This is a genomic window from Actinomycetospora chiangmaiensis DSM 45062 (assembly GCF_000379625.1).
In the GTDB taxonomy this organism is placed as follows: Bacteria; Actinomycetota; Actinomycetes; order Mycobacteriales; family Pseudonocardiaceae; genus Actinomycetospora; species Actinomycetospora chiangmaiensis.
On record NZ_KB903218.1, the window covers coordinates 131,038 to 156,482 of the forward strand.

General features: G+C 73.9%; 25 protein-coding genes. 13 read left to right on the forward strand and 12 right to left on the reverse strand.

All coding sequences use genetic code 11. The features are described 5' to 3' along the window. The 4 genes from A3CO_RS0105300 to A3CO_RS0105315 all read left to right on the forward strand — a co-directional run bounded on the left by A3CO_RS0105300 (position 1) and on the right by A3CO_RS0105315 (position 4,164). Positions 1 to 702 carry a hypothetical protein gene (locus A3CO_RS0105300; RefSeq protein WP_157647085.1) on the forward strand — a complete coding sequence of 234 codons (702 nt, stop codon included), beginning with the start codon at positions 1 to 3 and terminating at the stop codon, positions 700 to 702. A gap of 4 nt (positions 703 to 706) precedes the next feature. Further along, complete coding sequence (locus A3CO_RS0105305; protein ID WP_018331195.1) at positions 707 to 1,804, forward strand: glycosyltransferase; 1,098 nt, start codon at positions 707 to 709, stop codon at positions 1,802 to 1,804. A 159-nt stretch (positions 1,805 to 1,963) separates the two neighbouring features. Further along, the gene (locus tag A3CO_RS30210) at positions 1,964 to 3,736 is read left to right on the forward strand and encodes a tetratricopeptide repeat protein (protein WP_018331196.1); all 1,773 of its coding nucleotides are present in this window, start codon (positions 1,964 to 1,966) and stop codon (positions 3,734 to 3,736) included. A gap of 122 nt (positions 3,737 to 3,858) precedes the next feature. Then, positions 3,859 to 4,164, forward strand: a complete 306-nt coding sequence (locus A3CO_RS0105315; protein ID WP_026204379.1) for a Dabb family protein — start codon at positions 3,859 to 3,861, stop codon at positions 4,162 to 4,164. A 74-nt stretch (positions 4,165 to 4,238) separates the two neighbouring features. Here the strand turns inward: A3CO_RS0105315 and A3CO_RS0105320 are convergent, their stop codons facing one another. Beyond that, positions 4,239 to 4,568, reverse strand: coding sequence for a PASTA domain-containing protein (locus A3CO_RS0105320; protein ID WP_018331198.1), 330 nt, complete (start codon positions 4,566 to 4,568; stop codon positions 4,239 to 4,241). A gap of 191 nt (positions 4,569 to 4,759) precedes the next feature. Between A3CO_RS0105320 and A3CO_RS0105325 the strand changes: the two genes are divergently transcribed. Next, positions 4,760 to 5,257, forward strand: coding sequence for a COX15/CtaA family protein (locus A3CO_RS0105325; RefSeq protein WP_018331199.1), 498 nt, complete (start codon positions 4,760 to 4,762; stop codon positions 5,255 to 5,257). Position 5,258: 1 nt separating this feature from the next. Beyond that, positions 5,259 to 6,707 carry a multicopper oxidase family protein gene (locus A3CO_RS0105330; RefSeq protein ID WP_018331200.1) on the forward strand — a complete coding sequence of 483 codons (1,449 nt, stop codon included), beginning with the start codon at positions 5,259 to 5,261 and terminating at the stop codon, positions 6,705 to 6,707. A gap of 134 nt (positions 6,708 to 6,841) precedes the next feature. Here the strand turns inward: A3CO_RS0105330 and A3CO_RS30215 are convergent, their stop codons facing one another. After that, a complete protein-coding gene (locus A3CO_RS30215; RefSeq protein ID WP_018331201.1) occupies positions 6,842 to 8,575 on the reverse strand; it encodes an MFS transporter in 1,734 nt (577 codons plus the stop codon). 167 nt (positions 8,576 to 8,742) lie between these two features. Between A3CO_RS30215 and A3CO_RS0105340 the strand changes: the two genes are divergently transcribed. Both A3CO_RS0105340 and A3CO_RS0105345 read left to right on the forward strand, forming a co-directional pair. Further along, a complete protein-coding gene (locus tag A3CO_RS0105340; protein ID WP_018331202.1) occupies positions 8,743 to 10,566 on the forward strand; it encodes an NAD(P)/FAD-dependent oxidoreductase in 1,824 nt (607 codons plus the stop codon). Between the two features lie 122 nt (positions 10,567 to 10,688). Continuing rightward, a complete protein-coding gene (locus A3CO_RS0105345) occupies positions 10,689 to 11,657 on the forward strand; it encodes an aldo/keto reductase (protein WP_018331203.1) in 969 nt (322 codons plus the stop codon). Between the two features lie 49 nt (positions 11,658 to 11,706). On the opposite strand, the gene A3CO_RS0105350 is transcribed toward A3CO_RS0105345, so the two are convergent. Next, positions 11,707 to 12,696, reverse strand: coding sequence for a beta-ketoacyl-ACP synthase 3 (locus A3CO_RS0105350; protein WP_018331204.1), 990 nt, complete (start codon positions 12,694 to 12,696; stop codon positions 11,707 to 11,709). Positions 12,697 to 12,878: 182 nt separating this feature from the next. Here A3CO_RS0105350 and A3CO_RS30220 point away from each other — a divergent pair, with 182 nt between their 5' ends. Together A3CO_RS30220 and A3CO_RS34895 are read left to right on the forward strand one after the other, a co-directional pair. After that, positions 12,879 to 13,184, forward strand: a complete 306-nt coding sequence (locus A3CO_RS30220; RefSeq protein WP_018331205.1) for a hypothetical protein — start codon at positions 12,879 to 12,881, stop codon at positions 13,182 to 13,184. 22 nt (positions 13,185 to 13,206) lie between these two features. Beyond that, positions 13,207 to 14,031, forward strand: a complete 825-nt coding sequence (locus A3CO_RS34895) for a hypothetical protein (RefSeq protein ID WP_051085851.1) — start codon at positions 13,207 to 13,209, stop codon at positions 14,029 to 14,031. An 85-nt stretch (positions 14,032 to 14,116) separates the two neighbouring features. Here A3CO_RS34895 and A3CO_RS30230 read toward each other — a convergent pair whose 3' ends face one another. The 6 genes from A3CO_RS30230 to A3CO_RS0105390 are packed head-to-tail and all read right to left on the reverse strand — an operon-like array spanning position 14,117 to position 20,949. After that, entirely contained in the window at positions 14,117 to 14,959 is an 843-nt protein-coding gene (locus A3CO_RS30230; RefSeq protein ID WP_157647087.1) for an LLM class flavin-dependent oxidoreductase, read from the reverse strand. Positions 14,960 to 14,970: 11 nt separating this feature from the next. Further along, positions 14,971 to 15,807, reverse strand: coding sequence for an HpcH/HpaI aldolase/citrate lyase family protein (locus tag A3CO_RS0105370; RefSeq protein ID WP_018331207.1), 837 nt, complete (start codon positions 15,805 to 15,807; stop codon positions 14,971 to 14,973). Next, positions 15,804 to 16,259, reverse strand: a complete 456-nt coding sequence (locus A3CO_RS0105375) for a MaoC family dehydratase (RefSeq protein WP_018331208.1) — start codon at positions 16,257 to 16,259, stop codon at positions 15,804 to 15,806. The genes A3CO_RS0105370 and A3CO_RS0105375 overlap by 4 nt, the downstream gene beginning before the upstream one ends. A gap of 34 nt (positions 16,260 to 16,293) precedes the next feature. Beyond that, complete coding sequence (locus A3CO_RS0105380) at positions 16,294 to 18,207, reverse strand: AMP-binding protein (protein ID WP_018331209.1); 1,914 nt, start codon at positions 18,205 to 18,207, stop codon at positions 16,294 to 16,296. Between the two features lie 25 nt (positions 18,208 to 18,232). Then, on the reverse strand, positions 18,233 to 19,765 hold the full coding sequence (locus tag A3CO_RS0105385; protein ID WP_018331210.1) for an acyl-CoA carboxylase subunit beta: 1,533 nt from the start codon (positions 19,763 to 19,765) through the stop codon (positions 18,233 to 18,235). Between the two features lie 35 nt (positions 19,766 to 19,800). After that, positions 19,801 to 20,949 (reverse strand): acyl-CoA dehydrogenase family protein, encoded by a 1,149-nt coding sequence (locus A3CO_RS0105390; protein WP_018331211.1) that lies wholly within the window; start codon positions 20,947 to 20,949, stop codon positions 19,801 to 19,803. A 95-nt stretch (positions 20,950 to 21,044) separates the two neighbouring features. Between A3CO_RS0105390 and A3CO_RS0105395 the strand changes: the two genes are divergently transcribed. Next, complete coding sequence (locus A3CO_RS0105395) at positions 21,045 to 21,641, forward strand: TetR/AcrR family transcriptional regulator (RefSeq protein WP_018331212.1); 597 nt, start codon at positions 21,045 to 21,047, stop codon at positions 21,639 to 21,641. Positions 21,642 to 21,695: 54 nt separating this feature from the next. Here A3CO_RS0105395 and A3CO_RS35340 read toward each other — a convergent pair whose 3' ends face one another. Continuing rightward, positions 21,696 to 21,914 (reverse strand): endonuclease domain-containing protein, encoded by a 219-nt coding sequence (locus A3CO_RS35340; protein WP_018331213.1) that lies wholly within the window; start codon positions 21,912 to 21,914, stop codon positions 21,696 to 21,698. A gap of 39 nt (positions 21,915 to 21,953) precedes the next feature. Next, positions 21,954 to 22,601, reverse strand: coding sequence for a type IV toxin-antitoxin system AbiEi family antitoxin domain-containing protein (locus tag A3CO_RS34900; RefSeq protein ID WP_018331214.1), 648 nt, complete (start codon positions 22,599 to 22,601; stop codon positions 21,954 to 21,956). Positions 22,602 to 22,774: 173 nt separating this feature from the next. Between A3CO_RS34900 and A3CO_RS0105410 the strand changes: the two genes are divergently transcribed. Both A3CO_RS0105410 and A3CO_RS0105415 read left to right on the forward strand, forming a co-directional pair. Further along, complete coding sequence (locus A3CO_RS0105410; protein WP_084681579.1) at positions 22,775 to 24,253, forward strand: outer membrane protein assembly factor BamB family protein; 1,479 nt, start codon at positions 22,775 to 22,777, stop codon at positions 24,251 to 24,253. Positions 24,254 to 24,346: 93 nt separating this feature from the next. After that, on the forward strand, positions 24,347 to 24,901 hold the full coding sequence (locus tag A3CO_RS0105415; RefSeq protein WP_018331216.1) for a DinB family protein: 555 nt from the start codon (positions 24,347 to 24,349) through the stop codon (positions 24,899 to 24,901). Between the two features lie 57 nt (positions 24,902 to 24,958). Here A3CO_RS0105415 and A3CO_RS0105420 read toward each other — a convergent pair whose 3' ends face one another. Continuing rightward, positions 24,959 to 25,408 carry a GNAT family N-acetyltransferase gene (locus A3CO_RS0105420; protein ID WP_018331217.1) on the reverse strand — a complete coding sequence of 150 codons (450 nt, stop codon included), beginning with the start codon at positions 25,406 to 25,408 and terminating at the stop codon, positions 24,959 to 24,961. Between the last annotated feature and the right edge of the window lie 37 nt (positions 25,409 to 25,445).

Below are 25,445 nucleotides of genomic sequence, written 5' to 3' on the forward strand. Positions count from 1 at the left end.
ATGACGCGTCCCGCCGCCCGGACCCCGTCCCGACGACGGGTGCTCGCCGGTCTCGGCCTCGGCGTCCCGGCCCTGCTGCTGGCCGCCGCCTGCTCGGACGCCACGGCCGCCCCGGTCCCCGGCGTCCGGCTGCACACCGACTGGACCCGCCGGCCCGCCGGCACCGTCCCCGTCCTCGGGGACGACGGCCTCGCCTTCCGGCTCGCGCAGGAGGGCGGGGCCCCGCCGCCCGCCGTCGTCGGGAATGCCCTGCGGGCGGCGATGCCGGACCGGACCTCGTCGTCCTCGCTCACCCAGGAGATGCGGTCCCCGGTCCGTCGGCTCGGCGCGACCGTCGCGTTCGGGCCGGGCACGGAGGCGGGTGCGTTCGTGCTCGCCGCGTGGACCGGCGTCCCCGCCGTGCACGCCTCCTGCCACCTCGTCCTCACCCCGCGGCAGTGGCTCTACGGCGTCATCGAGAACCAGGAGGCGTTGCGCGTGATCGCCCAGGACACCTTCCCGACCCCCGTGCTGCCGGACACCCCGGTGACGGTGGACGTGACCCTCGCGGGCCGCGTCGCGACCCTGCGGCTGCCCGGGGCGTCGGCCACCGTCGACGACCCGCGCATCGCCTCCACGGTCGCCACCGCCCCGAGCTGGGGCTTCTACCGCAGCGGCCCCGGCGGGGCCGACGTCGCGCTGCTGCAGAGCTGGGCGGGCTGAGCGCGTGACGGCCCTGCTGCAGGTCCTCCCCACCTACGACCCGGCCTTCGGCGGCCCGGTGTCCGCGGCGCTCGGCGTCTCGGAGTCCTACGAGGGCGTCGACGGCGTCAGCCTGACGACGATCGGCTGCGGCCCCGCCGGCGCCGGCTGGAGCCGCCACGACACCGTCTCGCGCCGGGCGTTCGCGCCACCGGTGGCCCCGCACGTGCTCTCGGTGTCGCCCGGCCTGCTCGCCTGGCTCGTCCGCCGGCTGCGTCGGTTCGAGCTGGTGCACGTGCACTACAACCGCGGCCTCGTGATGGTCTGGGTGCCGCTGCTCGCCCGCCTTGCCGGGGTGCCCTACGTGCTGCAGACCCACGGAATGTGCCGGCCCTGGCGCGGGCCCCTCGCCCTGGTCGACCGGGTCTTCACCCGGCCCGCCCTGCGGCACGCCCACGCCGTGTTCGTCCTCGGCGCCGCCGAGCGCGACCAGATCCTCGCCGCCGTGCCCACGGCCAACGTGGTCGTCGTGCACAACGCGGTCCGCACGCCCGCGGCCCGCGTCCCGTCCGCCACGGTCCGCACCGGCGGGCCCCGGCTGCTGTTCTGCGCCCGGCTCCACCCGCGGAAGGGGCTGACCCGGTTCCTCGACGTCGTCGAGCGGCTCGCCCCCCTGCACCCCGGGCTCGAGGGGCACGTGGTCGGACCGGACGAGGGCGCGCTCGCGGCCGCGCAGGAGCGGGTGCGCGACGCCGGGCTCCCGGTCACCTTCCACGGCGGGCTCGACCGCGACGAGGTCGACGCCTGGATGGCGCGCTGTGACGTGCTGCTGCACCCGGCCCCGCGGGAGCCGTTCGGGATGTCGATGATCGAGGCCTTCGCGGCGGACCTGCCCGTGGTCGCGGCCGCCTCCAGCGAGCTCGCGGGCGTGTTCGCCGCCGAGGGGGCCGCGCTGCTGCCCGACGACGACGCGGTGGACGCGTGGGCCGACGCGGTCCGCCGCGTGCTCGACGAGCCCGGGACGGCCGACGGGCTCCGGACGGGCGGCCGCGCCGTGCTGGACCGGCACTTCTCGCGGGCGTCGTTGACGCGGACCCTGGCGGGCGTCGTACACGGACCGTGACGGAGGCGATCCGGGTTACGGTCCCCGTCACCCACGCCCGACGACAACGGTGCACGCGCCGTCGACCTGCGGTGTCCCCGCTCGTGCCCGGGGTTCTCGTTGGTGGGCAGACGCGTGACTTAACGTGACCGAAAACGACACATAGGTCACACTGCGTATGTGGGAGCACTCCCGGCGGTCACCGCCCGACGACCTGCGCTGACCGCGTCCCTCGGCCGGGTCGCGGAACGACTCGTCGGCGCCCGCGTCGGGACGGCCACCGCGCTGCCCGACACCGGCCGCGGGGAGCTCGACGCCGACTACCTGCCACGCGCCGTCGACGAGCGGCTGGCCGAGCTGCTGGCGTCCGGGACGCACCCCGTCGTCGTGGTGACCGGACCGCCGTCGGCCGGGGTCACCCGCACCGCCGCGCACGCGGTCCGACAGGCCCGGCCGGACGATCTGTTCGTCGAGATCGACGACCCGTACCGGGCCCGGCTCGAGGAGGTCGTCGACCGCGCCCGGCGGCGCGCCTCGCCGTCGCGGCCGGTGCTGGTGTGGTGCGACGACGCCCCGCTGCCGCTGCTCGACCAGGTCCGTGGTGACGTGCTCGCCGCCTGCCGGCAGGACCGGACCACCGTGGTCCGGCTGGTGTTCACGGTGCGCTGGGGGCTGGCGTCGCTGTCGCGTGGGGAGCTGGCGGCGTCGCGGTTCGCGCCGGTCGTCGTCGCGCCGCTGACGCCGGCGGAGGTCGTCGGGCGCGAGTCCCACGGTCTCGTCGCCGCCCTCGGTGTCCCGCGCACGGTGGGTCGCCGGGTGGGCGCCCTCGTCTCGTCGGAGACCGCTGCCCGCGAGGCGTTCGCCGGGCCGTCGGGGGACGTGGTGCGCCTGACCGCGGTCTGGCACCGCCTCGGCGTCCCGGCCGCCCTCGACCTCGACACCCTGGCCGCCCTGCGCCCCGACGACGCCGGCGGCGACCTCGAGGAGATCGTCACGGGACTGGTCGACGCCGGGTGGCTGCGGCGCACCACCCGGGCGGGGGAGCGGCACCTCGCGCCCGCCCGCGTCCTGGTCGACCTGGCCCGGCTGCCCTCCGAGGAGCTCGTCGGGTGCATCGCGGCGCGCCTCGACCACCACGCCCGCTACACCGCCGCGCGCACCATGCTCGCCGCCGGCCTCGACAGCCTCGCCGCCGCCATGGTGGCCGACCTCGAGCCCGACCCGCTCGGCCCCGCCGTCGCTCTGCGCATCGCCCGGGGCTACGCGGGCCTGGAACGCGACCGCGAGGCCGCGCAGTGGTTCGCGTTCGTCATCGCGGTGGGGGACGAGGACCAGGCCCGCGCCGCCCACCGGGGCCTCGGCCTCGTGTTCTACCGCTACGACCGGCTCGACCGGGCCCGTCGTCACCTCGACCGCGCCGCCGACCAGCTCGGCGTGCAGGTGGTGCTCGCCGACATCGCGCTGCGCCAGGGCCGGATCGCCGACGCCCGCACCCTGCTGAGCGTGCTCCGCCGGTCGCGGGACCCCGCACTCGCCGCCGAGGCGTCGTGCCAGCTCGGCACCCTCGAGTCCGCCACCGGCAACCCCGACGCGGCGCGCGAGGCGTTCACGGTCGCCCTCGGGGCGGCCGACCCGGCCGTGGTCGCCCGGGCCCGGACGGGTCTCGCGGCGCTGCCGATCCGCGACGAGGGCGAGGCGGCTCCCACCCGCCGTGGCAGCGAAGCGTCGTTGCTGTCGTCCAGTGGGCGGAACGCCGCTTCGTGGAACGAGCCGGACGAGCCGGCCGGGCCGGCCGGGTCGGACGAGTCGGCCGGGTCGGACGTGGAGCCGGGTCGCGACGCCGAGGTCGAGTCGACGGCGGCCGAGGGCCCGTCCCACGGGCCGGACGCTCCGGGCGACGGGTCCGACGGCCCGGGCCGGGTCGTCCCGCTCGCGGCGAGGTCGCGCGACTGAGCCGGACCATGATCGCCGAGCCCGTGCGGTGGTCGGGCCGGCCGGTGGACCACCGGCAGCACTCGATGATCACGCGGGCCGGAGCCACCCGTCGTCGGGAACGGGATGGCAGGGTGGGCGGCATGGCCGTCACGCACGTCGTCACGTTCAGCTGGGCCGAGGGCACCTCGGCCGCGACCGTCGAGGACATCCTGGAGAACCTGCAGTCCTGGATCGACCGCAAGGAGGGGCTCGAGGGCCTCGTCTCCTGGCAGGCGGGCCCGGACCTCGGGGTGAACGAGGGCAACGCGTCCTTCGCGGTGTCGGCGACCTTCACCGACCGGGAGGCCTACCTGCGCTACCGCGACCACCCGGAGCACAAGAAGATCATCGCCGAGCAGATCGCCCCGCTCGTCGCCGCCCGCTCCGCGGTGCAGTTCGAGCACTGAGGTCCCACCACAGCCGGGACGCACGAGAGCCCGGCGCACGACGACGTCGTGGCCGGGCTCCGGGGTCGTCGGGGCTACTTGGCGCCCGCGGTCGGGGTGGTCTTCGGGCCGGAGGGCAGGCGGGACCCGCCGCCGCCCCCGCCGGACCCGTCGTCGTCGGGCCCCTCGTCGGTGGTCGGGCCCGCGGCCGGGTCGTCCACCCAGATCATGATGGTGTCGCCGGGCGTCGCCGCCGCACCCGCCTTCGGGCGCTGGTTGGTGATGATGCTGCGTCCCGCGCCGGTGTGCCGGGCGTTCTGCGGAACGGCCAGCAGACGCGCGTCGAGGGCCGCGTCGTGGGCGTCGGCCGCGGCGAGCCCGACGAGCTCGGGGACCGTGGTCGTGTCGGTGAGGCTGTCGGCCATACCCCAACGGTACCGACCGGTGACGCGTCGTGTCGGCGGGCCCCCGGGGCGTGTCCCTGACGGCTCGACGGCGGATTCACGCGTTCAGAGTAGGAGCCCGGTCACATCGTTGACGTAGGGTAGCCGTTATCGCGATGAAACCGCGTGGAGCTTGACGTGGCCCCCGGATGCGGACGCGACCACCACCACACGTGAACGAACCCCGGGGGTACGTGATGCGCGCCGTCTACCGTGTCCTGGCTTATCTGCTCGCGCTCGAGGTCGTCGTGCAGGCGGCCGCGATCGCCTGGGCCGTGTTCGGCCTGTCGACCTGGATCGAGAACGGCGGGGTGCTGGACAAGGCCGGGATGGAGAGCGACACCGTCGCCTTCGACGGCGTCGCGGGCTTCGCCGTGCACGGGATGAACGGCACCGTGATCGTGCCGGCGCTCGCCCTGCTCTTCCTCGTCTCCTCGTTCTTCGCCCGGTTCCGCGGCGCGATCTCGTGGGCGGGTGCGGCGCTCGGCCTCGTCGTCGTGCAGGTCGCGCTCGGCATCCTCGCCCACTCGGTCCCGGCCCTCGGGATGCTGCACGGCGCCGTCGCCCTCGGCCTGCTCGTGGTCTGCCTCGTCGCGGCCCGCCGCAGCAGCGCGGCCGACCCGACGCGCGAGCCCGTCCCCACGGGCAGCCACCACGCGCCCGTCGCCTGAGGTGCTCACCGAGGCCCGTCCTGCGGCGGCCGCCCCGCGTGACCGCCGCACCCGCCGTCGTACCGCCGTCGCGATCCTCGCGACGCTCGCCGTCCTCGCGCCCGTCGCCTGGTTCTGGGCGGCGAGCCTGCCCGCGGGCAGCTGGTCGGTCGCCACGATTGGCGTTCCCGACGACGGGGGTGGCCCGCCGCTCATGGCCGCGGGCCACGACGGGACGGCCGGGCGCTCGGTGGACACGCTGCGGCTGCCGGACTCCGTCCCCGCGGACGTGACGGTCACGCTCGTCGCCCGGGCCGAGGGCGCCCGCTACACGCTCAACGGGCAGTCGCCCGGGCCGGAGATCCGGGCGGTCGCGGGCCAGGTCGTCGCCGTGCGGTTGGTCAACGCCGACGTCGCGCGCGGCGTCACGCTGCACTGGCACGGGGTGGACGTGCCGAACGGCGAGGACGGCGTGGCGGGCGTGACCCAGGACGCCGTCCTGCCGGGCGGGGAGTTCACGTACCGGTTCCGGGCGGGGCAGGTCGGGACGTACTGGTACCACTCGCACCAGGTCGCCGACGAGCAGGTGAAGGGCGGGCTGTTCGGGTCGTTCGTCGTCGTGCCGCCCGGGGGAGTGGGCGCCGAGGCGACCGCGCTCGTGCACCTGTTCGACGGTCGGCGCACCGTGAACGGCACCCCCGGCGACGTCGCCGTGCCCGCCGCACCCGGCAGCACCGTGCGGGTCCGCGTCACCAACACCGACGACGGGCCGATGCGTGCCTGGTCCGCGGCACCGGTCCGCCTGCTCGCGGTCGACGGTACGGACGTGCACGCCCCGACCCCCGTGACGGGCGCGGCCGTCGCGATCACCGCCGGCGGTCGCGCCGACCTCGAGGTCACGGCGCCGGCCCGGATCGAGCTCGGGGGAGCGGCCGTCGTCGTGGGAGGCGGCGGGGCGCCCGCGCCCGTGCCGGGCCCGGCGGTCGACCTGCTCTCCTACGGCGCGCCCGCCCCGCTCGGGTTCGACCCGACCACCCCGAACCGGGTGTTCGACTACGCGATCGGCCGCCGACCCGGCTTCGTGGCCGGCGTCCCGGGGCTGTACTGGACGATCAACGGCGGGATGTACCCCGACGTGCCCATGTTCATGGTGCGCGAGGGCGACGTGGTGCGGATGCGGATCAGCAACACCTCCGGCGAGGTCCACCCGATGCACCTGCACGGCCACCACGCGGTGGTGCTCGCCCGCAACGGGGTGCCCTCGACCGGCAGCCCGTGGTGGGTCGACTCGCTCGACGTCCCCGACGGCACGACCTACGACGTCGCGTTCGTCGCCGACAACCCCGGCGTGTGGATGGACCACTGCCACAACCTGGCCCACCCGAAGCAGGGCCTCGTCGCGCACCTGATGTACGAGGGGGTCACCACCCCGTACCGCGCCGGCCCGGACACGCCGAACGACCCGGAGTAGGGCTGGGTGCAAGCAATGCGTCACTGCTTGCACCCAGTGGCAGGAAAGACGGCACCGTCAGGCCGGACGTCGACGGTGCCGCTTCTCCTGGCGCTCCGTGCAAGCAGTGACGCATTGCAAGCACCGGCAGGTGCTCAGGCCCGGACGTCCCGGGCCATCGCGAGCTCCGGCGCGGCGACGCGGACCCGCTCGGCGAGGGGACGTCGGCCGGCGGCGGAGACGACGAGCAGGTAGTCACCGGCCCGGGGCACCTCGAGCCGGTAGTGGCCGGCGTCGGTGCGGGTGTTCCCGACCTGCGCGCCGGTGAGCGCGTCGATCAGGGTCACGGTGCCGTCGACCGGCACCTCGCCGTCGAGCACCCGCCCCGACAGTCCGGGGACGGTCACCTCCTCGACGGTCTCCGGGCCACCCCACGACTCGCCCGCCGGCAGCTCGCGCGGCGCCGGGCCGGAGTCGGCCACCACCGCGTGGGGCCGTCCGGCCGGGACGAGCAGCCCGCACACCACGGCCGCGACCAGGAAGATCACGGCGGCGACGAGGAAGGCCCGGTCGTAGCCCGCGAGGGCCGCGGCCCGGGGCGCGAGGCCGACGCCCAGCGCGGCGGCCGTGGCGGTGCCGGCGATCGAGGACAGCAGCGCCGTCCCCACGGAGCCGCCGACCTGCTGCATCGTGTTGACCGTCGCCGAGGCCACCCCGGCGTCCTGCCGCTCGACGCCGAGCGTCGCGGTGTTGATCGAGGTCGACATCGCCGTACCCATGCCGAGGCCCATGAGGATCATCGGGCCGAGCACGCCGCTCGCGTACGTCGAGCCCGGCGTGAGGTGCGAGAACCAGAACAGCGCGCCGGCCCCCAGCAGCAGGCCGACGAAGATGAGCGGCTTCGGGCCCAGGCGGGGCAGGACGAGGCCGGGCACGGTCGTCGAGGCACTGACGATCGACGCGACCATCGGCAGGAACGCCACGCCGGTGAGCACGGGCGAGAGGCCCAGCTCGGTCTGCATCACGTAGGCGAGGAAGAGCGAGAGGCCGAACATGCCCGTCGTGAGGACGAGGATCGTCAGGTACGAGCCGCCGCGGTAGCGGTCCCGCAGCACCCGCAACGGCAGCAGCGGGGCGGTGCGGACCCGCTGGACGGCGACGAAGACCGCCAGCAGGACGACGCCCCCCGCCAGGAAGGCGTAGACCGGCCACGAGCGCCAGCCGTCGGTCTCGGCGGTTGCGAACCCGAACACGACGCCGAACAGGCCGGCCGAGGCGAGCACGGTGCCGACCAGGTCCAGGGGCGGGCGCTCGCCCGCCGGGTGCGCTGGCATGAGCAGCAGCGCGCCGATCAGCGCGACGACCGCGAACACCACGTTGACGTACATGCACCAGCGCCAGTCGGCGTACTCGGTGAGCGTCCCGCCGAGCAGCAGCCCGATCGCGGCGCCGGAACCCGCGAGGGCGGAGAACACGCCGAAGGCGCGGGCGCGGTCGCGGCCGGCGGGGAACGTCGTGGTCAGCAGGGACAGTGCAGCCGGGGCCAGCACCGCGCCGAACATGCCCTGGAGCGCGCGGGCCGCGACGAGGAGGCCGAAGCCCGGCGCGAGCCCGCCGAGCACGGAGGCGACCGCGAAGCCGATCAGGCCGACGACGAAGGCCGCCTTGCGCCCGAACAGGTCGGAGAGGCGGCCGCCGAGCAGCAGCAGGCTGCCGAACGCGAGTGCGTAGGCCGTGACGACCCACTGGCGCTGCGCGTCGGAGAACCCGAGGTCGGCCTGCGCGGAGGGCAGCGCGATGTTCACGATCGAGTTGTCGAGGATGACCATGAGCTGGGCGACGCCGATGACGGCGAGGATCCACCAGCGGCGGAGCGGGGCGTCGGTCATGGTCCCGACGCTAGGACCTGGAGTGCGCTCCAGGTCCAGACTCTTCCCGGCGTGAGATGGGGTTGCGCGCGTCACAGTGCGCGCAACAACGCTGCAACCCTTGCCCGTACCGGCCCCCAGGCGTGACCGTGGTCACCTCACCACTGGCCACAGAGAAGAGGTGCCGCGTGACGCAGACCCTGGACCGCCCCGGGAGCGAGGTCGCCGACCGCGTCGAGGCATGGGTGTCGGCGTTCCAGGACGCCCTGACCGCGCGCGACGTCAGCGCCGCGACGTCGCTGTTCGCCGACGAGTGCTACTGGCGCGACCTGGTGTCCTTCACCTGGAACATCACGACGGTCGAGGGGACCGACGAGGTCGCCGACCTGCTGACCAGCGTCCTCGACCGGATCGACCCCACGAACTTCGCCGTCGACGGCGAACCGACCTCGACCGACGGCGTCGACGAGGCGTGGCTGACCTTCGAGACCGCGGTCGGCCGCGGGACCGGGCACGTCCGGCTCCGCGACGGCAAGGCCTGGACGCTGCTGACCTCCCTCGACGAGCTCAAGGGCCACGAGGAGGGCCAGGGCGACCGCCGTCCCTTCGGCACCGAGCACGGCGCGAACCCCGACCGCGTGACGTGGAAGGAGTCGCGGGAGGCCGAGGCCGAGGAGCTCGGCTACACCCGGCAGCCCGAGGTCGTGATCATCGGCGGCGGGCAGGGTGGCATCGCCCTCGCGGCGCGGCTGCGCCAGCTCGGCGTGCCGACGATCGTCGTCGAGCGGAACGAGCGTCCCGGCGACTCCTGGCGCAAGCGCTACAAGAGCCTCGCCCTGCACGACCCGGTCTGGTACGACCACCTGCCCTACATCCCGTTCCCGGACAACTGGCCGGTCTTCGCGCCGAAGGACAAGATCGGCGACTGGCTCGAGATGTACACGCGGGTCATGGAGGTCAACTACTGGGGCTCGACGACGGCGGAGTCCGCCACGTTCGACGAGGCCGAGGGTCGCTGGACGGTGACGGTGAACCGCGACCGCGGGAACGGGCCCGAGGAGGTCGTGCTCCGGCCGGCCCAGCTCGTGTTCGCGATGGGCGTCTCCGGCAAGCCGAACAAGCCCGAGTTCCCCGGCATGGAGCGCTTCCGCGGCGTCATCCAGCACTCCTCGGAGCACCCCGGGCCGCAGGGCTACGAGGACAAGAAGATCGTCGTCATCGGGTCGAACAACTCCGCGTTCGACATCTGCGGGGCGGCCTGGGAGGCCGGTGCCGACATCACGATGGTGCAGCGCAGCTCCACGCACATCATCAAGTCGGACACGCTGATGGAGCTCGCCCTGGGCGGGCTGTACTCCGAGGAGGCGGTGCGCAACGGCGTCACGACCCGGACCGCCGACCTCACGTTCGCCTCGCTGCCCTACCGGATCATGGCCGACTTCCAGCGGCCCGCCTATGACGAGGCGAAGGTCCGCGACAAGGAGTTCTACGACCAGCTCCGCGCCGCCGGCTTCGACCTCGACTTCGGCGACGACGACTCCGGGTTGTTCATGAAGTACCTGCGCCGCGGGTCGGGCTACTACATCGACGTGGGCGCCGCCCAGCTCGTGGCCGACGGCAAGGTCAAGCTGGTCAACGGGCAGGTCCAGGAGTTCACCGCGACCGGCGTGAAGCTGGCCGACGGCACCGAGCTCGAGGCCGACCTCGTCGTCCTCGCCACCGGGTACCGCTCGATGATCACCTCGGTCGCCGACATCATCGGCGAGGAGATGGCCGAGCGGGTCGGGAAGGTGTGGGGCCTCGGCTCCGACACCACGAAGGACCCGGGCCCGTGGGAGGGCGAGCAGCGCAACATGTGGAAGCCCACCCAGCAGCGGAACCTGTGGTTCCACGGCGGGAACCTCCACCAGTCGCGGCACTACTCGCTCTACCTGGCGCTGCAGCTCAAGGCCCGCCAGGAGGGGATCGACACGCCCGTCTACAGGCTGGCGCCGTCGCACCACAAGGAGTAGTTCGATACGGCACGAACGGCACTTTCGCGGCATCTCCGTGCGCGAAAGTGCCGTTCGTGCGTTATCCGGCGCTTTCGGAGACGACGGGTGCGGCGGCTCGGGAGCGCGGGTAGACGAGAGGCATGGAGTACACGAAGCTCGGGTCGACCGGCCTGGACGTCTCGCGCATCTGCCTGGGCACCATGAGCTACGGCGAGCCGAACGACCGCTGGCCGTGGGCCCTGCCGCAGGACGAGGCCAAGCCGTTCTTCTCCGCCGCGCTCGAGGCCGGCATCAACTTCTTCGACACCGCCGACGTCTACTCGCAGGGGACGTCGGAGGAGATCACCGGTCGCTGGCTGAACGAGATGGCCGACCGCGACGAGATCGTCGTCGCGACCAAGGTGTTCAACCGGATGCGGTCCGGGCCCAACGGGGCCGGCCTCTCGCGCAAGGCGATCATGACCGGGATCGACCACTCGCTGCGTCGGCTGAACATGGACTACGTCGACCTCTACCAGATCCACCGGTTCGACCCCGAGACGCCGCTGGAGGAGACCCTCGAGGCGCTCCACGACGTCGTGAAGTCGGGCAAGGCCCGCTACATCGGCGCCTCGTCGATGTTCGCGTGGCAGTTCGCGAAGGCCCTGCACCTGCAGGACGCCAACGGCTGGGCGCGGTTCGTGACGATGCAGAACCACTACAACCTGCTCTACCGCGAGGAGGAGCGGGAGATGAACCCGCTCTGCCTCGACGAGGGCGTCGGCACCATCCCGTGGAGCCCGCTCGCGCGCGGCAAGCTGACCCGCGACTGGGACGAGACCACCACCCGCGGCGACACCGACGAGTTCGGCAAGACGCTCTACCGCGACTCCGACCGGCACATCGTCGAGAAGGTCGCCGAGATCGCCGACAAGCGTGGCGTCAGCCGGGCGCAGGTGGCGCTGGCGTGGGTGCTGGCCCAGCCGGTCGTCGACGCACCCATCATCGGGGCGACGAAGCTGAAGCACCTCGAGGAGGGCATCGCCGCGGTGGACCTGCAGCTCGACGAGCACGAGCTCACCGAGCTGTCGGAGACCTACGAGCCGCGCGGGATCGCCGGACACCGGTAGGTGGCTCCGCCTCGTGAGCACTTTCCGTGGTCATAGGCACGGAAAGTGCTCACGTGCGCGGCAGCGCACACACCTGCGCGGCGAACGTCAGGCCCGCCCCGAACCCGCACAGCAGGGCGAGGTCGCCGGGGCGGGCCCGACCCGTCGTCAGGACCTCGTGCATCGCGAGCGGCACCGAGGCCGCCGAGGTGTTGCCGGAGACCGCGACGTCGCGCGCCACGGCGACGTGGTCGGGCAGGGCGAGGGCCTTGACCAGTCCGTCGGTGATCCGGGCGTTGGCCTGATGGGGGACGAAGGCCTCGAGCTGCTCGGGCTTGCAGCCGGCCTTGTCGAGGGCCTCGAACACGAGCGGGACCATCCGCGACGTGGCCCAGCGGAACACCGCCGGCCCCTGCATCCGCAGTGCGGGCCGCTCGCCGCTCGCGTACGCCTCCGCCCAGGGGACCGACTGCGCGATGAGATCGGCCTGGCTGCCGTCCGCGCCCCATGCGGCCGGCCCGATCCCGGGCTCGACCGACGCCCCCACCACCGCCGCTCCCGCCCCGTCCCCGAAGAGGAAGGCCGTCGAGCGGTCGGTCGGTTCGACGATGTCGGTCATCCGCTCGACGCCGATCACCAGGACCGCCCCGTGACCCGCGTCGACCAGGGAGGCCGCCACCTCGAGGGCGTAGCAGAACCCCGCGCACGCCGCGCCGACGTCCATCGCCGCGCCGTTCACCGCCCCGATCTCGGCGGCGACCCGCGTGCCGACCTGCGGGCACCCGGTGTCCGCCGACATCGTCGCCACGAGCGTCACCGCGACGTCACCCGGGGCGATCCCCGCGGCGGCGAGCGCATCCCGGGCCGCGGCGGCGGCCATCGTCACGACGGTCTCGTCGGGCTCGGCCATGCGCCGGGTCGAGATGCCGGAGCGGGCGTGGACCCAGGCGGCGTCGACCTCGAGGTGCTCGCACACCTCGTCGTTGGTGACCACGCGGCGGGGGCGGTAGGCGCCCAGCCCGAGGAGAGCGGCGTGGTGACCGGTGCTGATCGAGCCCAAGAGGATGCCTCGCGAGACGGTCGGGGGAGGTCGTCCTCTCCACGGTCACCCGGCCCCGTGGTTACTCGGAAGTCCTACTATCTGGTACGCGGGTGCGTCCGGTCACACCCGGTTCCTGTGACCTCCCTGTGACCGCACTCCGACCCTGCCGCCCCGCGCCCGACGGCGCTACGGTCCGGCCCGTGACCTCCGCAGCGACCCCCGGCCCCACCACCACCGCGTCGTCCGGCTCGGCGCCGACCGCCGTGTCGGCGGCGGTGCGGGCCGCCCAGGAGGTGCACACGCTGCGCGTCGAGGTGCCGGGGATCGGGGAGGTGCCGCTGCCGTCGGCCGACGAGCTGGCCTTCGTCGGCGGGCTCGTGGCCCTCGGGGTGGTCGGTGCGCTCGAGTGGCCGCTGGTGGCGGTACTCGGGGTCGGACGGGTCCTCTCCCACGTCCACCGGTGGCGCAGCCTCGCGGCCTTCGGCGACGCCCTCGAACACGCCTGAACGAAAGGACACGGAGTCGGTCATGGGATTGTTCGATCCGCAGCGGATCATGAACCTCGTCGGACAGCTCGGCGGGGACCAGGGACGTGCGGGCGAGATGCTCGGCGGGCTGCTCGGTCAGGGCGGCCACGTCGACACCGAGCAGCACGGCGGACTGCTGCAGAGCCTCGGCATCGACCCGAACCACCTCGACAACGGCGGCTACCAGGACCACCTCGACCGGCAGCCCGACGGCGGGCGCGGGCCCGAGCAGCAGGGTGGCTACGGCCAGCAGGACCAGTTCGGCCAGCAGCAGGGCTACGGCCAGCAGCAGGGTTACGGCCAGCAGCAGGGCTTCGGCCAGCAGCAGGACCAGTTCGGGCGCCAGCAGACTGGTGACGACCAGCAGGGCTACGGCGAGCGCGGCGGCTACGAGCAGCGTGGTGACGGCCAGCAGCAGGGCTTCGGCCAGCAGCAGGACCAGTTCGGGCGCCAGCAGGGTGGCTACGAGCAGCAGGGCTACGGCGAGTGCGGCGGCTACGGCGAGCAGCGGGGCTACGACCAGCAGGACCGGTTCGGCGAGCAGCAGGGCTACGGCGAGCGCGGCGGCTACGGCGAGCAGCGCGGGTACGGCCAGCAGCAGGGTGGCTACGACCAGCAGGACCGGTTCGGCGAGCAGCAGGGCTACGGCGGGCGCGGCGGCTTCGGCGAGCAGCGTGGCTTCGGTGACGAGCAGGGCTACGGCGAGCAGCGCGGGTACGGCGAGCAGCAGGGCTACGGCGCGAGCGACGACGACCAGCAGGGCGGCTACGACCAGCGCGGCTACGACCAGCAGGGCGACGACGACCGCGGCGGGGACCGCTGGTAGCGATCGGCGGGCGTCGAGACGTCACTCATGCGGCCCGGCCGCTGTTCCGGAGCCCCGTGGGTGACGTCTCGCCGGGCGCGGTGACCTATCGAAGCGCGGCCACCGCCGCGCTCAGCTCCGCGCCCAGCTCCCGGTCCGGGTTCAACGGCCCGTAGAGCACGTGCTCCGCGCCGGCGTCGGCGTACTCCCGGAGCCGCGCGGCGACGTCGTCCGGCGTCCCGTAGGGCACGCACGCGTCGACGATGCGGTCCATGTCCTGCCCGTAGATCTCGCGGAGCCGTCGGACGGCGAGCTCGCGCGCCGCCGCGCGCGAGCCCGCCACCGCCGACCACGCGAGCACGCCGCCCGCGACCGGTCCCCGGCCTTGCTCGGCGGCGACGTCGTGGACCACGCGCAGGCCGCGGGCGACCCGGTCCGGCGAGCACAGGTAGGGCATCCACACGTCGCCCGCGCGCCCGGCGCGGCGCATCGACGCCTCGGAACGGCCGCCGATCCAGATCGGCACCGGGCGCACCGGCGGCGGGTCCATCGCGTGACCCGCCACGGCATCGCCGCGCAGGTAGGCCCGCACCGTCGGCAGCGCCTCGTCGGTCCGCCGGCCCCGCGAGCTCACCGGGACCCCGACCGCCTCGAACTCCGCCGGGAACTCCCCGCCGACCCCGACGCCGAGCTCGAACCGCCCGCCCGAGACCCGGTCGACCGACACCGCGAGCTTCGCCGCGAGGGCCGCCGGGTAGAGCGGCAGCAGGGTCACCGCCGAGAGCAGCCGCACCCGCGAGGTCACCGCGGCGGCGGCGGCGAGGGAGACGAACGCGTTCGACGTGGGGCTGCCGAACAGGATGTGCTCGCCGCTCGCGACGAGGTCGAACCCGACGTCCTCGGCCCACCGTGCGGCGGCGGGGACGTCCTCGGTGTCGGTCGCCAGCATGAGCCCGAGTTTCACGCCTCCGCGCCGTCCACCCGGGTCGAGCTCCGCTCCGCTGCGTCTCCTGCCCGCTGGAGGGTCGCCGCGGCCATTCGGAGATGCACGTCGTCGACCATCTCGCCGTTCACCACGCCCACCCCGGCCCGGCCCGCCTCGACCACGTCGCGCGCGTGCGCCACCTCCTCCTCGGAGGGCGTGAACACCTCGTGCGCGAGCGTCACCTGCGTCGGGTGGATGCAGATCTTGCCGTCGTACCCGAGGTCGCGGCCCTCGCCGGCGTCGCGGCGGAAGAAGTCGGTGTCGCGGACGTTCACCACCGCCTGGTCCAGCGCGCCCACGCCCGCCAGCCGGGCCGCGAGCAGGACCTCGGAGCGGGCGAACAGCACCTCGTGGCTCGACGGCGTCCGGCGCCCGCCGATCGAGGCGATGTAGTCCTCGGCGCCGAAGTACGCCGCGGTCACGTCCGCGCCGTCGAGCAGGTCCCGCGCACGCGCGACGCCGCGCGCGGTCTCGATCCCGACGACGACGGGGCGGTCGCCGATGCGAGCGCGCAGGTCCCGCAGCTGCGCCGGGTCCTCGTACTTCGGGAGCACGACCCCGGCCGCCGTCGCGGCGACCGCCTCGACGTCGTCGTCGTGCCACGGCGTCGCGGGCGGGTTGACGCGGACCAGGACGAGCGACCCGGCGTCAGGAAGATTCTCCGTGGCGGTGCGACGGGCCGCGACCTTGTCGTCGGCGGCGACGGCGTCCTCGAGGTCGACCGCGATGGCGTCGGGGGAGGACCGCGGCGCCTTCGCGATCATGTCGGCGCGACCGCCGGGGACGAAGAGCAGCGATCGCGGCACGGTCACGACGAGGGCCTCCGGTGCATCAGGCCCGTCCGTCGCACGGTGCAGACGGTCTCGTCGCGCTGGTTCTCGGCGCGGTGGGCGAAGATCACGATGCCCGCGTCGGACCGCGACCGCGACTCGCGCGCCTCCACCACCTCCGTCGACACCCGGACGGTGTCGCCGGGGAACACCGGCTTCGGGAACACCGCGTCGGTGAGCCCGAGCTGCGCGACGATCGTGCCCAGGGTCAGCTCCGGCACGCTCAGCCCGACGACCAGCGCCAGCGTGAACATGCTGTTGACCAGCGGGCGGCCGAACTCCGTCCGCGACGCGTAGTCGTGGTCGAGGTGCAGCGGCGCCGGGTTCATCGTCATCGTCGTGAACAGGACGTTGTCGGTCTCGGTGATCGTGCGCCGGGTCGCGTGCTCGACGACGAGCCCGGGCTTCAGGTCCTCGAACCAGAGTCCACTCATGCCGGCGCCAGCTCCGCTTCGCCACGTGTCGCGTTCATGACCGCACAGCCTCCCGCAGCACGTCGAGCGACGACGGGTCCTCCAGCGCGGACGTGTCGCTGCGCGCCTCGCCGTACAGCAGCACCTCGCGCATGAGCCGCCGCATGATCTTCCCGGTGCGCGTCTTGGGCATCGCGCCGGTGACGACGACCCGGTCGGGTCGGGCCAGCCCGCCGATGGTGTCGCCGACGAGCTGGGTGACCTCGCGGGCGATGTCGTCGGCCCCGCCCGTCGTCGTCACGAAGGCGACCGGCACCGTGCCCTTGGTGTCGTCCGGGACCCCGACGACGGCGGCCTCGACGACCCGCGGGTGCGACCCCACCACGGCCTCGATCTCCATCGTCGAGAGGCGGTGCGCGGCGACGTTGATGACGTCGTCGGCGCGCCCGAGCACCCAGAGGTGCCCGTCGTGGTCGACCACGGCCTCGTCGTTCGTGGCGTAGCGGCCGGGGAAGCGCGCGAAGTAGGTCGAGAGGTAGCGGTCGTGGTCGTCCCAGACCGTGCGGGCCAGCGTCGGGAAGGGCCTCGTCATGACGAGGTTGCCCTTGGTGCCCGCCGGGACCGGACGCCCGTCGTCGTCGACGACCTCGCAGGCGTGGCCGGGCAGCGTGGTGCCCGTGGAGCCCGCCTTCAGGTCGTCCACGCCGGCCACGGGGTAGGTCCAGGTCGACCCGGTCTCGGTCTGGCCGTAGGCGTTGACCACGGGGACGCCGAGGGTCTCGGTGGTCCAGGTGAAGGTCTCGCCGTCGAGGGGTTCGCCCTGCACCGTGATGAGGGAGAGCCGGGGGAGCGGGTGGTCGTGGGCGAGCGTGTCGCCGAACTTGCGCAGCATCCGCAGCACCGTCGGGGCGCACAGCACCTTGGTCACCCCGTGCTTCTCGCAGACCTCGTAGAAGCGCGCCGTCGTCGGGGTGTCCAGCGCGCCCTCGTAGCAGGCGATCGTGGCGCCGTTGGCGAGGCCGCCGATCACCGCCTGGATCGGGAACGTCAGCCAGCCGACGTCCGCGGCCACCCAGTACACGTCGTCGTCGGTGATCGCGGTCTGCCAGTGCGCGTTCGCCCAGGTGCCCAGGAGGAACCCGCCGACCGAGTGCACCACGCCCTTGGGCTTCGACTCGGTGCCCGAGGTGAAGATGAGGAACGCCGGCTCGTTCGGGTCGAGGGGGACCAGCTCGCTGCCCTCGGGGTGCGCCTCGACCAGCGCCGCGTACCCGGTCTCGCCGTCCTGCAGCGGGACGCCGTTGCCGGTGCGGTCGACCACCACGACGTGCTCGAGCGTCGGGGCGTCCGGGCGGGCCGCGCGGAGCGTGTCGAGCAGGGGTACCGGCTTGCCGCGGCGGTAGATCGCGTCCGCGACGACGACCACCTTGGCGCGGGCCGAGGCCAGCCGGGACGCCACCGCGTCGCGCCCGAAGCCGGAGAACAGCACGGTGTAGATCGCGCCGATGCGGTTGCAGGCGTGGATGGCGGTGAACGCCTCGACGAGGTTCGGCATGTAGATCGCGACGACGTCGCCGCGGCCCACCCCGAGGGCGGTGAGCCCGGCGCCGAGCCGCGACACCTCGTCGGCCAGCTGGGCGTAGGTCAGCGTGCGGGAGTCCCCGGGCTCGCCCTCCCACACCACGGCGGGCCGGTCCGGGGTGGACTCGGCCCACCGGTCGACGCAGTTGTCGGCGACGTTGATCCGGCCGCCGTCGAAGTAGGTGAAGTCGCCGAGCTCGCCCGTGCGCACCGTGTCGTAGGGCTGCAGCCAGCGGTGCTGCTCGGCCACCCAGGCCCAGTAGTCGTCGGGGTCGGCGTCGTGCAGCGCGCGGGCGTGCGCGATCTCCGCCGTGTACCGCTCCGAGCGCTGCTCGGGGCGCAGCGGGAGCAGCGGGGCGGAGATCAGGGCACCGAGCGAATCGTCCATGATCGGCTCCTCCTCAGGGGCGGGATCAGACGGGGCTGACGAGGTGGTGGCGGCGCGGGGCCGAACGGGTCCAGCCGTCGGCGTGGCGCATCCGGACGGCGAGCTCGGTGCGGAGTCCCTCGCCGGGCACCACCGAGTCGACGACGAGGTCGGAGCCCATGCGCAGGAGGTTGATCTCGGCGCGGTGCTCCTCGACCCGGGCCGCGACGAACGCCTCGCGCTCGGTCTCGTCGGTGATGTCGGCGATCTTGCGGGCGTAGACGGCGTTGACCGACGCCTCCGGGCCCATCGCGCCGATGAACGCGCTGGGAAGGGCGATCGTGGCGCGCGGTTCGAAGCCGGGCGCGCACATCGCGTAGAACCCCGCCGCGTAGGCCTTGCGCAGGATCACCGAGAACTTCGGCACCTCGGCGGAGCTCATCGCGGCGATCAGCTTCGCGCCGTGCCGGATGATGCCCTGCCGCTCGACCGCCACGCCCACCATGAAGCCGGGGACGTCCTGCAGGAACACCAGCGGGACGTTGAAGGCGTCGCACCAGGAGATGAAGCGGGCGGCCTTGTCGGCGGAGTCGACGTGGATCGCACCCGAACGCACGCTCGGCTGGTTGGCGATCAACCCCACGACGCGGCCCTCGAGCCGCGCGAGCCCCACCACGATCTCGGGCGCCCAGTCCGGCTTGATCTCGAAGAACGAGCCGGCGTCGACGACGCGGTCGATCACCTCGATCACGTCGTACCCGGTCACCGGGTCGGCGGGGATGACGCCCTCCCAGTCGTCCTTCTCCGGGGCCCGGGCCTCGACGACGGCGGGTCGCGCGGTCCAGTCCGACGGGAGGTAGGAGAACAGCAGCCGGGCCGCCGCGACGGCCTGCCAGTCCTCGTCGAACACCGAGTCGCCGCACCCGGAGACCTCGGCGTGCATGCGCGCGCCGCCCATCTCCTCCTCGGTGGTGCGCTCCCCGGTCACCTTCTCGGCCACCCGGGGGCTCGCGAGGAACATCGACGCGCGGCCCTCGACCATCCCGACCCAGTCGGTGAACGCCGGCATGTAGGCGCCGCCCGCCGCCGACGGCCCGTGCAGGCAGCAGATCTGGGGGACCCGCCCCGAGAGCGCGACCTGCAGCCGGAAGATGGCGCTCGCACCCCGGCGTCCGGGGAAGAACCCCATCTGCTCGGTGAGCCGGCCGCCCGCGGAGTCGACGAGGTAGAAGACCGGCAGCAGGTCCCGGTCGGCCCGCTCGAGGATGCGGATCTGCTTCTCGCAGGTCTGCTGCCCCCACGAGCCGGCCTTCACCCCGAAGTCGTGGGCGATCACCGCGACCGGCCGGCCGTCCACCGTGCCGACGCCGGTCACCACGCCGTCGGCGGGCAGCGGGCCCGCGAGCAGGCCGTCCTCGACGAAGGAGTCCTCGTCGAGCAGCACCGCGAGGCGTTCCCGGGCGGTGAGGGTGCCCGGGTAGCGGCTGGTGTCGCCACCCCGGCGTGCCCGCTCGGCGGCCGCGAGGATGTCGTCCGCCGAGGGAGGTGCCGGCGCCCCAGGGGGGACGGGCGCCGACACCTCCCTCCCCGGACGGAGTCCGTTCGCCGTCCCCGTCACGGGATGAGCCGCTTCGAGAGGATCTCCAGCTGGATCTCGTCGGTGCCGCCGCCGATGCGCAGGATCCGGACGTCGCGCTCGTGGCGCACGATCGGCGTCTCCTCGAGGTAGCCGGCGCCGCCGAAGAGCTGCAGCGCCTCGTCGACGACGTGGTCGGCGACCTTCGCGGCGAAGTACTTGGCCGCCGCGACCGAGCGGCCGGCCTCGGGGTGGTCGCGGTCGAGGCGGTCAGCGGCCTGGTAGGTCAGCGCCCGGGCGGCCTCGAGCTCGATCTCCGCGGCGGCGATCCGGTGCCGGACGGTCTGGAGGTTGGTGAGCGGGGCGCCCGCGACCTCCCGGCCCTTCACGTACTCGATGACCATGGTGAGCGCCTCGCTCGCGTGGCCCAGCCCCATCGCCGCGAGCACGACGCGCTCGAGCTGGAAGGCCGCCATGATCTGGTAGAAGCCGCGGTTCTCGGTGCCGAGGACGGCGTCCGCCGGGAGCTCGACGCCGTCGAGGACCACCTCGCGGGTGTCCGAGGAGTGCCAGCCGAGCTTGCGCAGCGGCTGCCCCACCGACAGGCCCGGGGTGTCGGCGGGCACGACGAACGTGGTGATGCCGCGGTGGCCGGTGGCGTCGGTGCGGGCGCCGATCACCAGGACGTCCGCGATGCCGGCGTTCGTGATGTACATCTTGCGGCCGTCGAGCCGCCAGCCCGTCTCGGTGCGGGTGGCCTTCGTCGTGATGCCCGCGACGTCGGAGCCGGCGCCGGGCTCGGTGACGGCGATCGACGCGATCGCGGTCCCGGCGGCGATCCGCTCCACCCAGTCCTGCTGCTGGGCCGGGGTGCCGTAGCGGACCAGGTGGGGGCCCGCCATGTAGGCGCTGACGAGCGCGCCGACGGCGATGCCGCCGCAGGCGCGGGAGAGCTCCTCGGCGAGGACGGTCACGGCGGTGTTCTCGCCGCCGTCGCCCGCCGACCCGCCGAACTCGGCCGGGGTCAGCAGGCCGAGGAGACCGGCCGCGCCCATCTCCTTCCACAGCCGCTCCGGCGGGTGGCCCTCGCGCTCGGACTCCGCGACGACGGGGCGCACCCGCTCGTCGGTGAAGCGACGGACCGTCGCCCGGAAGTCCTCGTGCACCTCGTCGAGCTCGAACGCCACGCTGCTCCTCCCGTTGCCCGATCGGTCTCGACCGACCGGTCGGGCGAAAGTAGGCCGGGTCACAGCCGGAGGTCAACCGTCTAGGGTCGTCGGACGTGACACCGCGAGCGAACGGCAGCCGCGCGGAGGAGCAGCGGCAGCGCATCCTCGCGGCGGCCGTCGGCGTGTTCAGCCGTCGCGGCTACCGGGCGACCTCGATGAACGACGTGGCCGCCGGGGTCGGGCTGTCCAAGCCGACGCTCTACCACTACGTCGCCACCAAGCAGGACCTGCTCGTGCAGATCTACGAGCAGGTCCTCGACGAGAGCCTCGCGTCGGCGCGCGCGATCGTCGCGTCGGCGCCGACCCCCCTCGACGCGGTGCGCGCCCTCATCGTGGAGCGGGTCGCCTACACCTGCGAGCACCGGGACCTGCTGAAGATCTGTTTCGAGGAGGAGTCGGAGCTCCCGCCCGAGCTCGCGCGCCCGATCCTCGAGCGGCGCCGCGCCTTCGAGGCCGTGGTGCTCGAGGCCGTCGAGGCGCACCTGGCGGCGAGCGGCGCCGAGCTCGCGATGTCGCCCAAGGTCTACGTCAACACCTGCCTCGGCGCCGCGAACTGGGCCTACAAGTGGTTCCACGCCGACGGTCCGCTGACTCCGCGGGCCCTGGGGCAGCAGGTCGCAGCGGTCCAGCTCGCGGTGCTCTCGGGTTGACGACGGAGTGCGGCAATCTGCGTCACCACTGACGCACTGCGCCGCACTCGCCGATCAGACGCGCGCGGCGAGGACCCGGCGTAGGCCGTCGACGAACACCTCGGGCGAGCCGGTCAATTCGTGCCAGTTGGTGCGGACGACGATCCACCCGGCGGCCATGAGGGCGTTCTGCCGCCGGGCGTCGCGGAGGAAGGCGCGCAGGTCGCGGTGGTAGGCCCAGCCGTCGATCTCGACGATGACCTTCTCGCGCCGGAACACCACGTCGGCCACCACCCGCCCGAACCCGGGGAGGTCCAGGTCGAGGTTCGCGGTCTAGCCCGTGATGCCGTCGGCCGTCATGCAGCGGTGCGCGCGCCGTTCGGCCTCCGAGACCGCTCCCCCCGCGGCGAGGGTCAGGAGTCGCGTGACCACCGGGTTCCCTCGTCGTCGAGCGCGGCCCTCGTGCAGTCGCTCGAGGATCGGGAGCGCGACCGCCCCGCGCTGCAGCGCCGTGTCCATGACGCGCGCGCCCTCGACCAGACCCAGCGCGGCGGCCGTGTCGAGCACGGTGTGCGGGAGCGTGGTCACCCGGACACCGCGCTTCGTGTCGCTCGCCGCCCGCGGCACCACGCGCCGCACGATGCGGATGCCGGGTCGCGTCCGGTGCTGACGACGGGGCGGGACCGCGACGTCGACGACGTCCGGGCACCGGTCGGTCAGTCCGTGCCACCAGGCGGCGGCCGGACCGACGAGGACGGCGTCCCCGCCCAGGGAGAGCAGGGCGGCCCGGACGAGGACCGTCGGCGTCCGCCGGTGCGATCCGACCAGGTAGACCCGGTGCGCGAGCCGGGTCCACTCGCCGGCGGCCACCTTGCGGCGCACGGTCGTGTGGCTGTAGCCGCACGCGAGGGCCTGGTCCAGCCTGATGGCGCCGTCCTGGTCGCGCACGGTCCGGTGGAGACGCTTCTCGTCGAGGCTCACACGGGTTCTGACGGTGCCCGGGCGCCCGCGGATCCATGGGATCTCCAGCTCGGGGCGGAGTGCGGCGGAATGCGTCACCGGCGACGCACTTCGCCGCACTCGAGCACCCTGTCAGCCGAGATGAGCGGGCCCCGGACGGCGGATCGCGTGCGACCGGAGCACGATCTCGGTTCGTGACGAGCCTCGGACGGCGGTTGGGTGTCGCCCTCGCAGCGGTGTCGGTGGTGGCGGGGTGCTCGACCGGCTCGCCGCCCGCGCCGGCCTCGGCGCCCGCGACCGTGGCGCCCTACCCCGCGCCGGAGGTGCCGGCCTCCGGGGCCGGACTGGTCCTGCCGCCCGTCGCCGGCGCGGCGCCCGCCACCGCGGCGCCGTCCGGCGGGGTGCGCCCGGGAGCGGACTGGACGACCTACCACGGGGACGCCGCGCGCGACGGCTACGTCGCGGCCGGTCCCGACCCGTCGTCGCCGGCCCTGGCCTGGCAGACCCCGCTGGACGGGAAGGTCTACGGGAGCCCGGTCGTCGTGGGTGGCGAGGTCGTCGCCGCGACCGAGGGCGGCTCGGTCTACGGCCTCGACGCGGTGAGCGGGGCGGTGCGGTGGCGGACCCACCTGGCCGATCCGCTGCCCCAGTCCGCGCTGCCCTGCGGGGACATCGACCCGATCGGCATCACCGGCTCGCCCGTGTTCGACCCGGCCACCGCCCAGGTCTTCGTCGCGACCACCGAGGCCGGCGTGCGCCACGAGCTCTACGCCGTCGACCCCGCGAACGGCGCCGTCCGGAGCCGCCGGGACGCCGACGTGCCCGGCGTCGACCCGGCCACCCACCTCCAGCGCGGCGCCCTCCTCGTGTCGCGCGGCACCGTCTACGTCCCGTACGGCGGCAACTACGGCGACTGCGGGCAGTACCGCGGGAGCGTCGTCGGGCTCCCGACGGCGGGCGGCGGAGCGGCCACGACCTTTGTCGTCCCGACCGGGCGCGAGGCCGGCATCTGGTCGGCCTCCGGTCCGGCGGGCCTGCCCAACGGCGACGTCGTCGTGACGACGGGCAACGGGGAGGCGACGTCCGGGGACTGGGACCACAGCGACTCGCTGCTGCGGCTCTCGTCGTCCCTGGCGCTCGTCGACGGGTTCGCGCCCGTCGACTGGGCGCAGGAGAACTCGGTCGACGCCGACCTCGGCTCGACCGGCCCGGTGCTCCTGCCCGGCACCCACCTCGCGGTCACCGCCGGGAAGGGCGGCGGGGTGTTCCTTGTCGACCTGTCGGGGCTCGGCGGCGTCGGTGGGCAGAAGGCCGCGCTGCAGGGCTGCGAGTCCTACGGCGGCGGGGCCGCCGCGCCCGTGCAGGGCGGGGGAGCGGTCGCCTACCTGCCGTGCAGCTCGGGCCTGCTGCAGGTGCGGGTCGGTCCCGACGGGGCGATGGCCGCCGGGTGGCGGGCGCCCGCCCAGGTGACCGGCTCCCCGGTGATCGTCGGCAGCACGGTGTGGTCGCTCCAGCAGGACGGCGCGCTGATCGGGCTCGACGCGGCGACGGGGACGCAGCGCGCGACGCTGTCGGTCGGGGACGCGACCCGGTTCGCGACGCCGGCCGTGAGCGGCAACGCGCTGTTCCTGCCGACCTCGCGGGGCGTGTCGGCGGTCCGGCTGGCCCCGTGATCCGTCGTCGGACGTTCTCCTGACGAGGACCGGAGCTGACCGCCTCCCTCGCTACGGTTCTCCCACCCAGCAACGATCCGGGAGGAACCGGCCATGAGCACCGACCCGAGCACCCTGACCGGCGAGCGGCGCGACCTCGTCGAGACCCTGCAGATGCACCGTGCGCTCTTCCTGCGGACGCTGGAGGGGCTCACCGAGGAGCAGGCGAGGACCCGGACGACGTTCTCGCTGCTCAACCTCGCCGGGCTGGTGAAGCACGTCGCGCAGACCGAGGCGGGCTGGCTGGAGTTCGCGAAGCGCGGCCCGTCGGCGATGCCGATGGAGTGGCCGGACGTCGACATGACCGACCCGGTGATCCAGGAGCGGATCGCGTCCGGCGACATGCGCCACGACGAGTTCAACCTGCTCGGCGACGAGACGCTCGACGGGATGCTGGCGTACTACGCGAAGGTCGCGGACGAGACCGACGCCTACGTCGCGACGGCCGACCTCGACGTCTCGTGGCCGCTCCCGGAGGCGCCGTGGTTCACGCCGGGCGCCACGCGGTCGGTGCGCCGGGTGGCGATGCACGTCGTCGCCGAGACCGCGCAGCACGCCGGGCACGCCGACTTCCTGCGCGAGGCGATCGACGGGGCGCGGACGATGTGAACCTGACGAACGGGTCGTTCGTGCACACAGGTGCCACGAACGACTCGTTCGTCAGGATCAGGACGACGGGGTGACAGCCCGGTCGGTCACCCGCACCCGACGGCGGAGCTCCCCGGTCTCGCGGGAGTCGAAGCCCTGCGCGGCGAGCCAGGCCTGCACGCCCTCGCGGTCGGGGTGGTTCTCGGGCACGACGTTGTAGACGTAGTTCAGCGAGCGGGCGGCCGCCTCGTCGGCGAGCCGGTTCATCGCCCAGGACCCCACGCCGTGCCCGCGGAACGCCGGGACCACGGCGACGAGCACCTCGGCGTCGCCCCACGTGTCGTCGAGCCGGCCGAACGCGGTGGTCTCGCCGTCAGCCGTCGAGACCCGCCACCACGCGTCGCCCAGGGCGTCGCCGTCCGCCGGCGATCCGAGCCCGTGCAGGCCCGGGCCGGCGGGGGAGAAGGCGTCGGCCTTCGCGGCGTCCCACACCGGCGTCGGCTCCGCGGTCCACGTCCAGTCGGTCACCCTCGACCACCTCCATGAATGTCTACGGGTCTTCCCC

What these genes read in the sequence shown, in the direction of transcription:
- A3CO_RS0105300 (WP_157647085.1), top strand. Translation starts at nt 1, where the DNA reads ATGACGCGTCCCGCCGCCCGGACCCCGTCCCGACGACGGGTGCTCGCC.
- A3CO_RS0105315 (WP_026204379.1), top strand. Translation starts at nt 3,859, where the DNA reads ATGGCCGTCACGCACGTCGTCACGTTCAGCTGGGCCGAGGGCACCTCG.
- A3CO_RS0105320 (WP_018331198.1), bottom strand. Translation starts at nt 4,568, where the DNA reads ATGGCCGACAGCCTCACCGACACGACCACGGTCCCCGAGCTCGTCGGG.
- A3CO_RS30215 (WP_018331201.1), bottom strand. Translation starts at nt 8,575, where the DNA reads ATGACCGACGCCCCGCTCCGCCGCTGGTGGATCCTCGCCGTCATCGGC.
- A3CO_RS0105345 (WP_018331203.1), top strand. Translation starts at nt 10,689, where the DNA reads ATGGAGTACACGAAGCTCGGGTCGACCGGCCTGGACGTCTCGCGCATC.
- A3CO_RS34895 (WP_051085851.1), top strand. Translation starts at nt 13,207, where the DNA reads ATGGGATTGTTCGATCCGCAGCGGATCATGAACCTCGTCGGACAGCTC.
- A3CO_RS30230 (WP_157647087.1), bottom strand. Translation starts at nt 14,959, where the DNA reads ATGCTGGCGACCGACACCGAGGACGTCCCCGCCGCCGCACGGTGGGCC.
- A3CO_RS0105375 (WP_018331208.1), bottom strand. Translation starts at nt 16,259, where the DNA reads ATGAGTGGACTCTGGTTCGAGGACCTGAAGCCCGGGCTCGTCGTCGAG.
- A3CO_RS0105380 (WP_018331209.1), bottom strand. Translation starts at nt 18,207, where the DNA reads ATGGACGATTCGCTCGGTGCCCTGATCTCCGCCCCGCTGCTCCCGCTG.
- A3CO_RS0105415 (WP_018331216.1), top strand. Translation starts at nt 24,347, where the DNA reads ATGAGCACCGACCCGAGCACCCTGACCGGCGAGCGGCGCGACCTCGTC.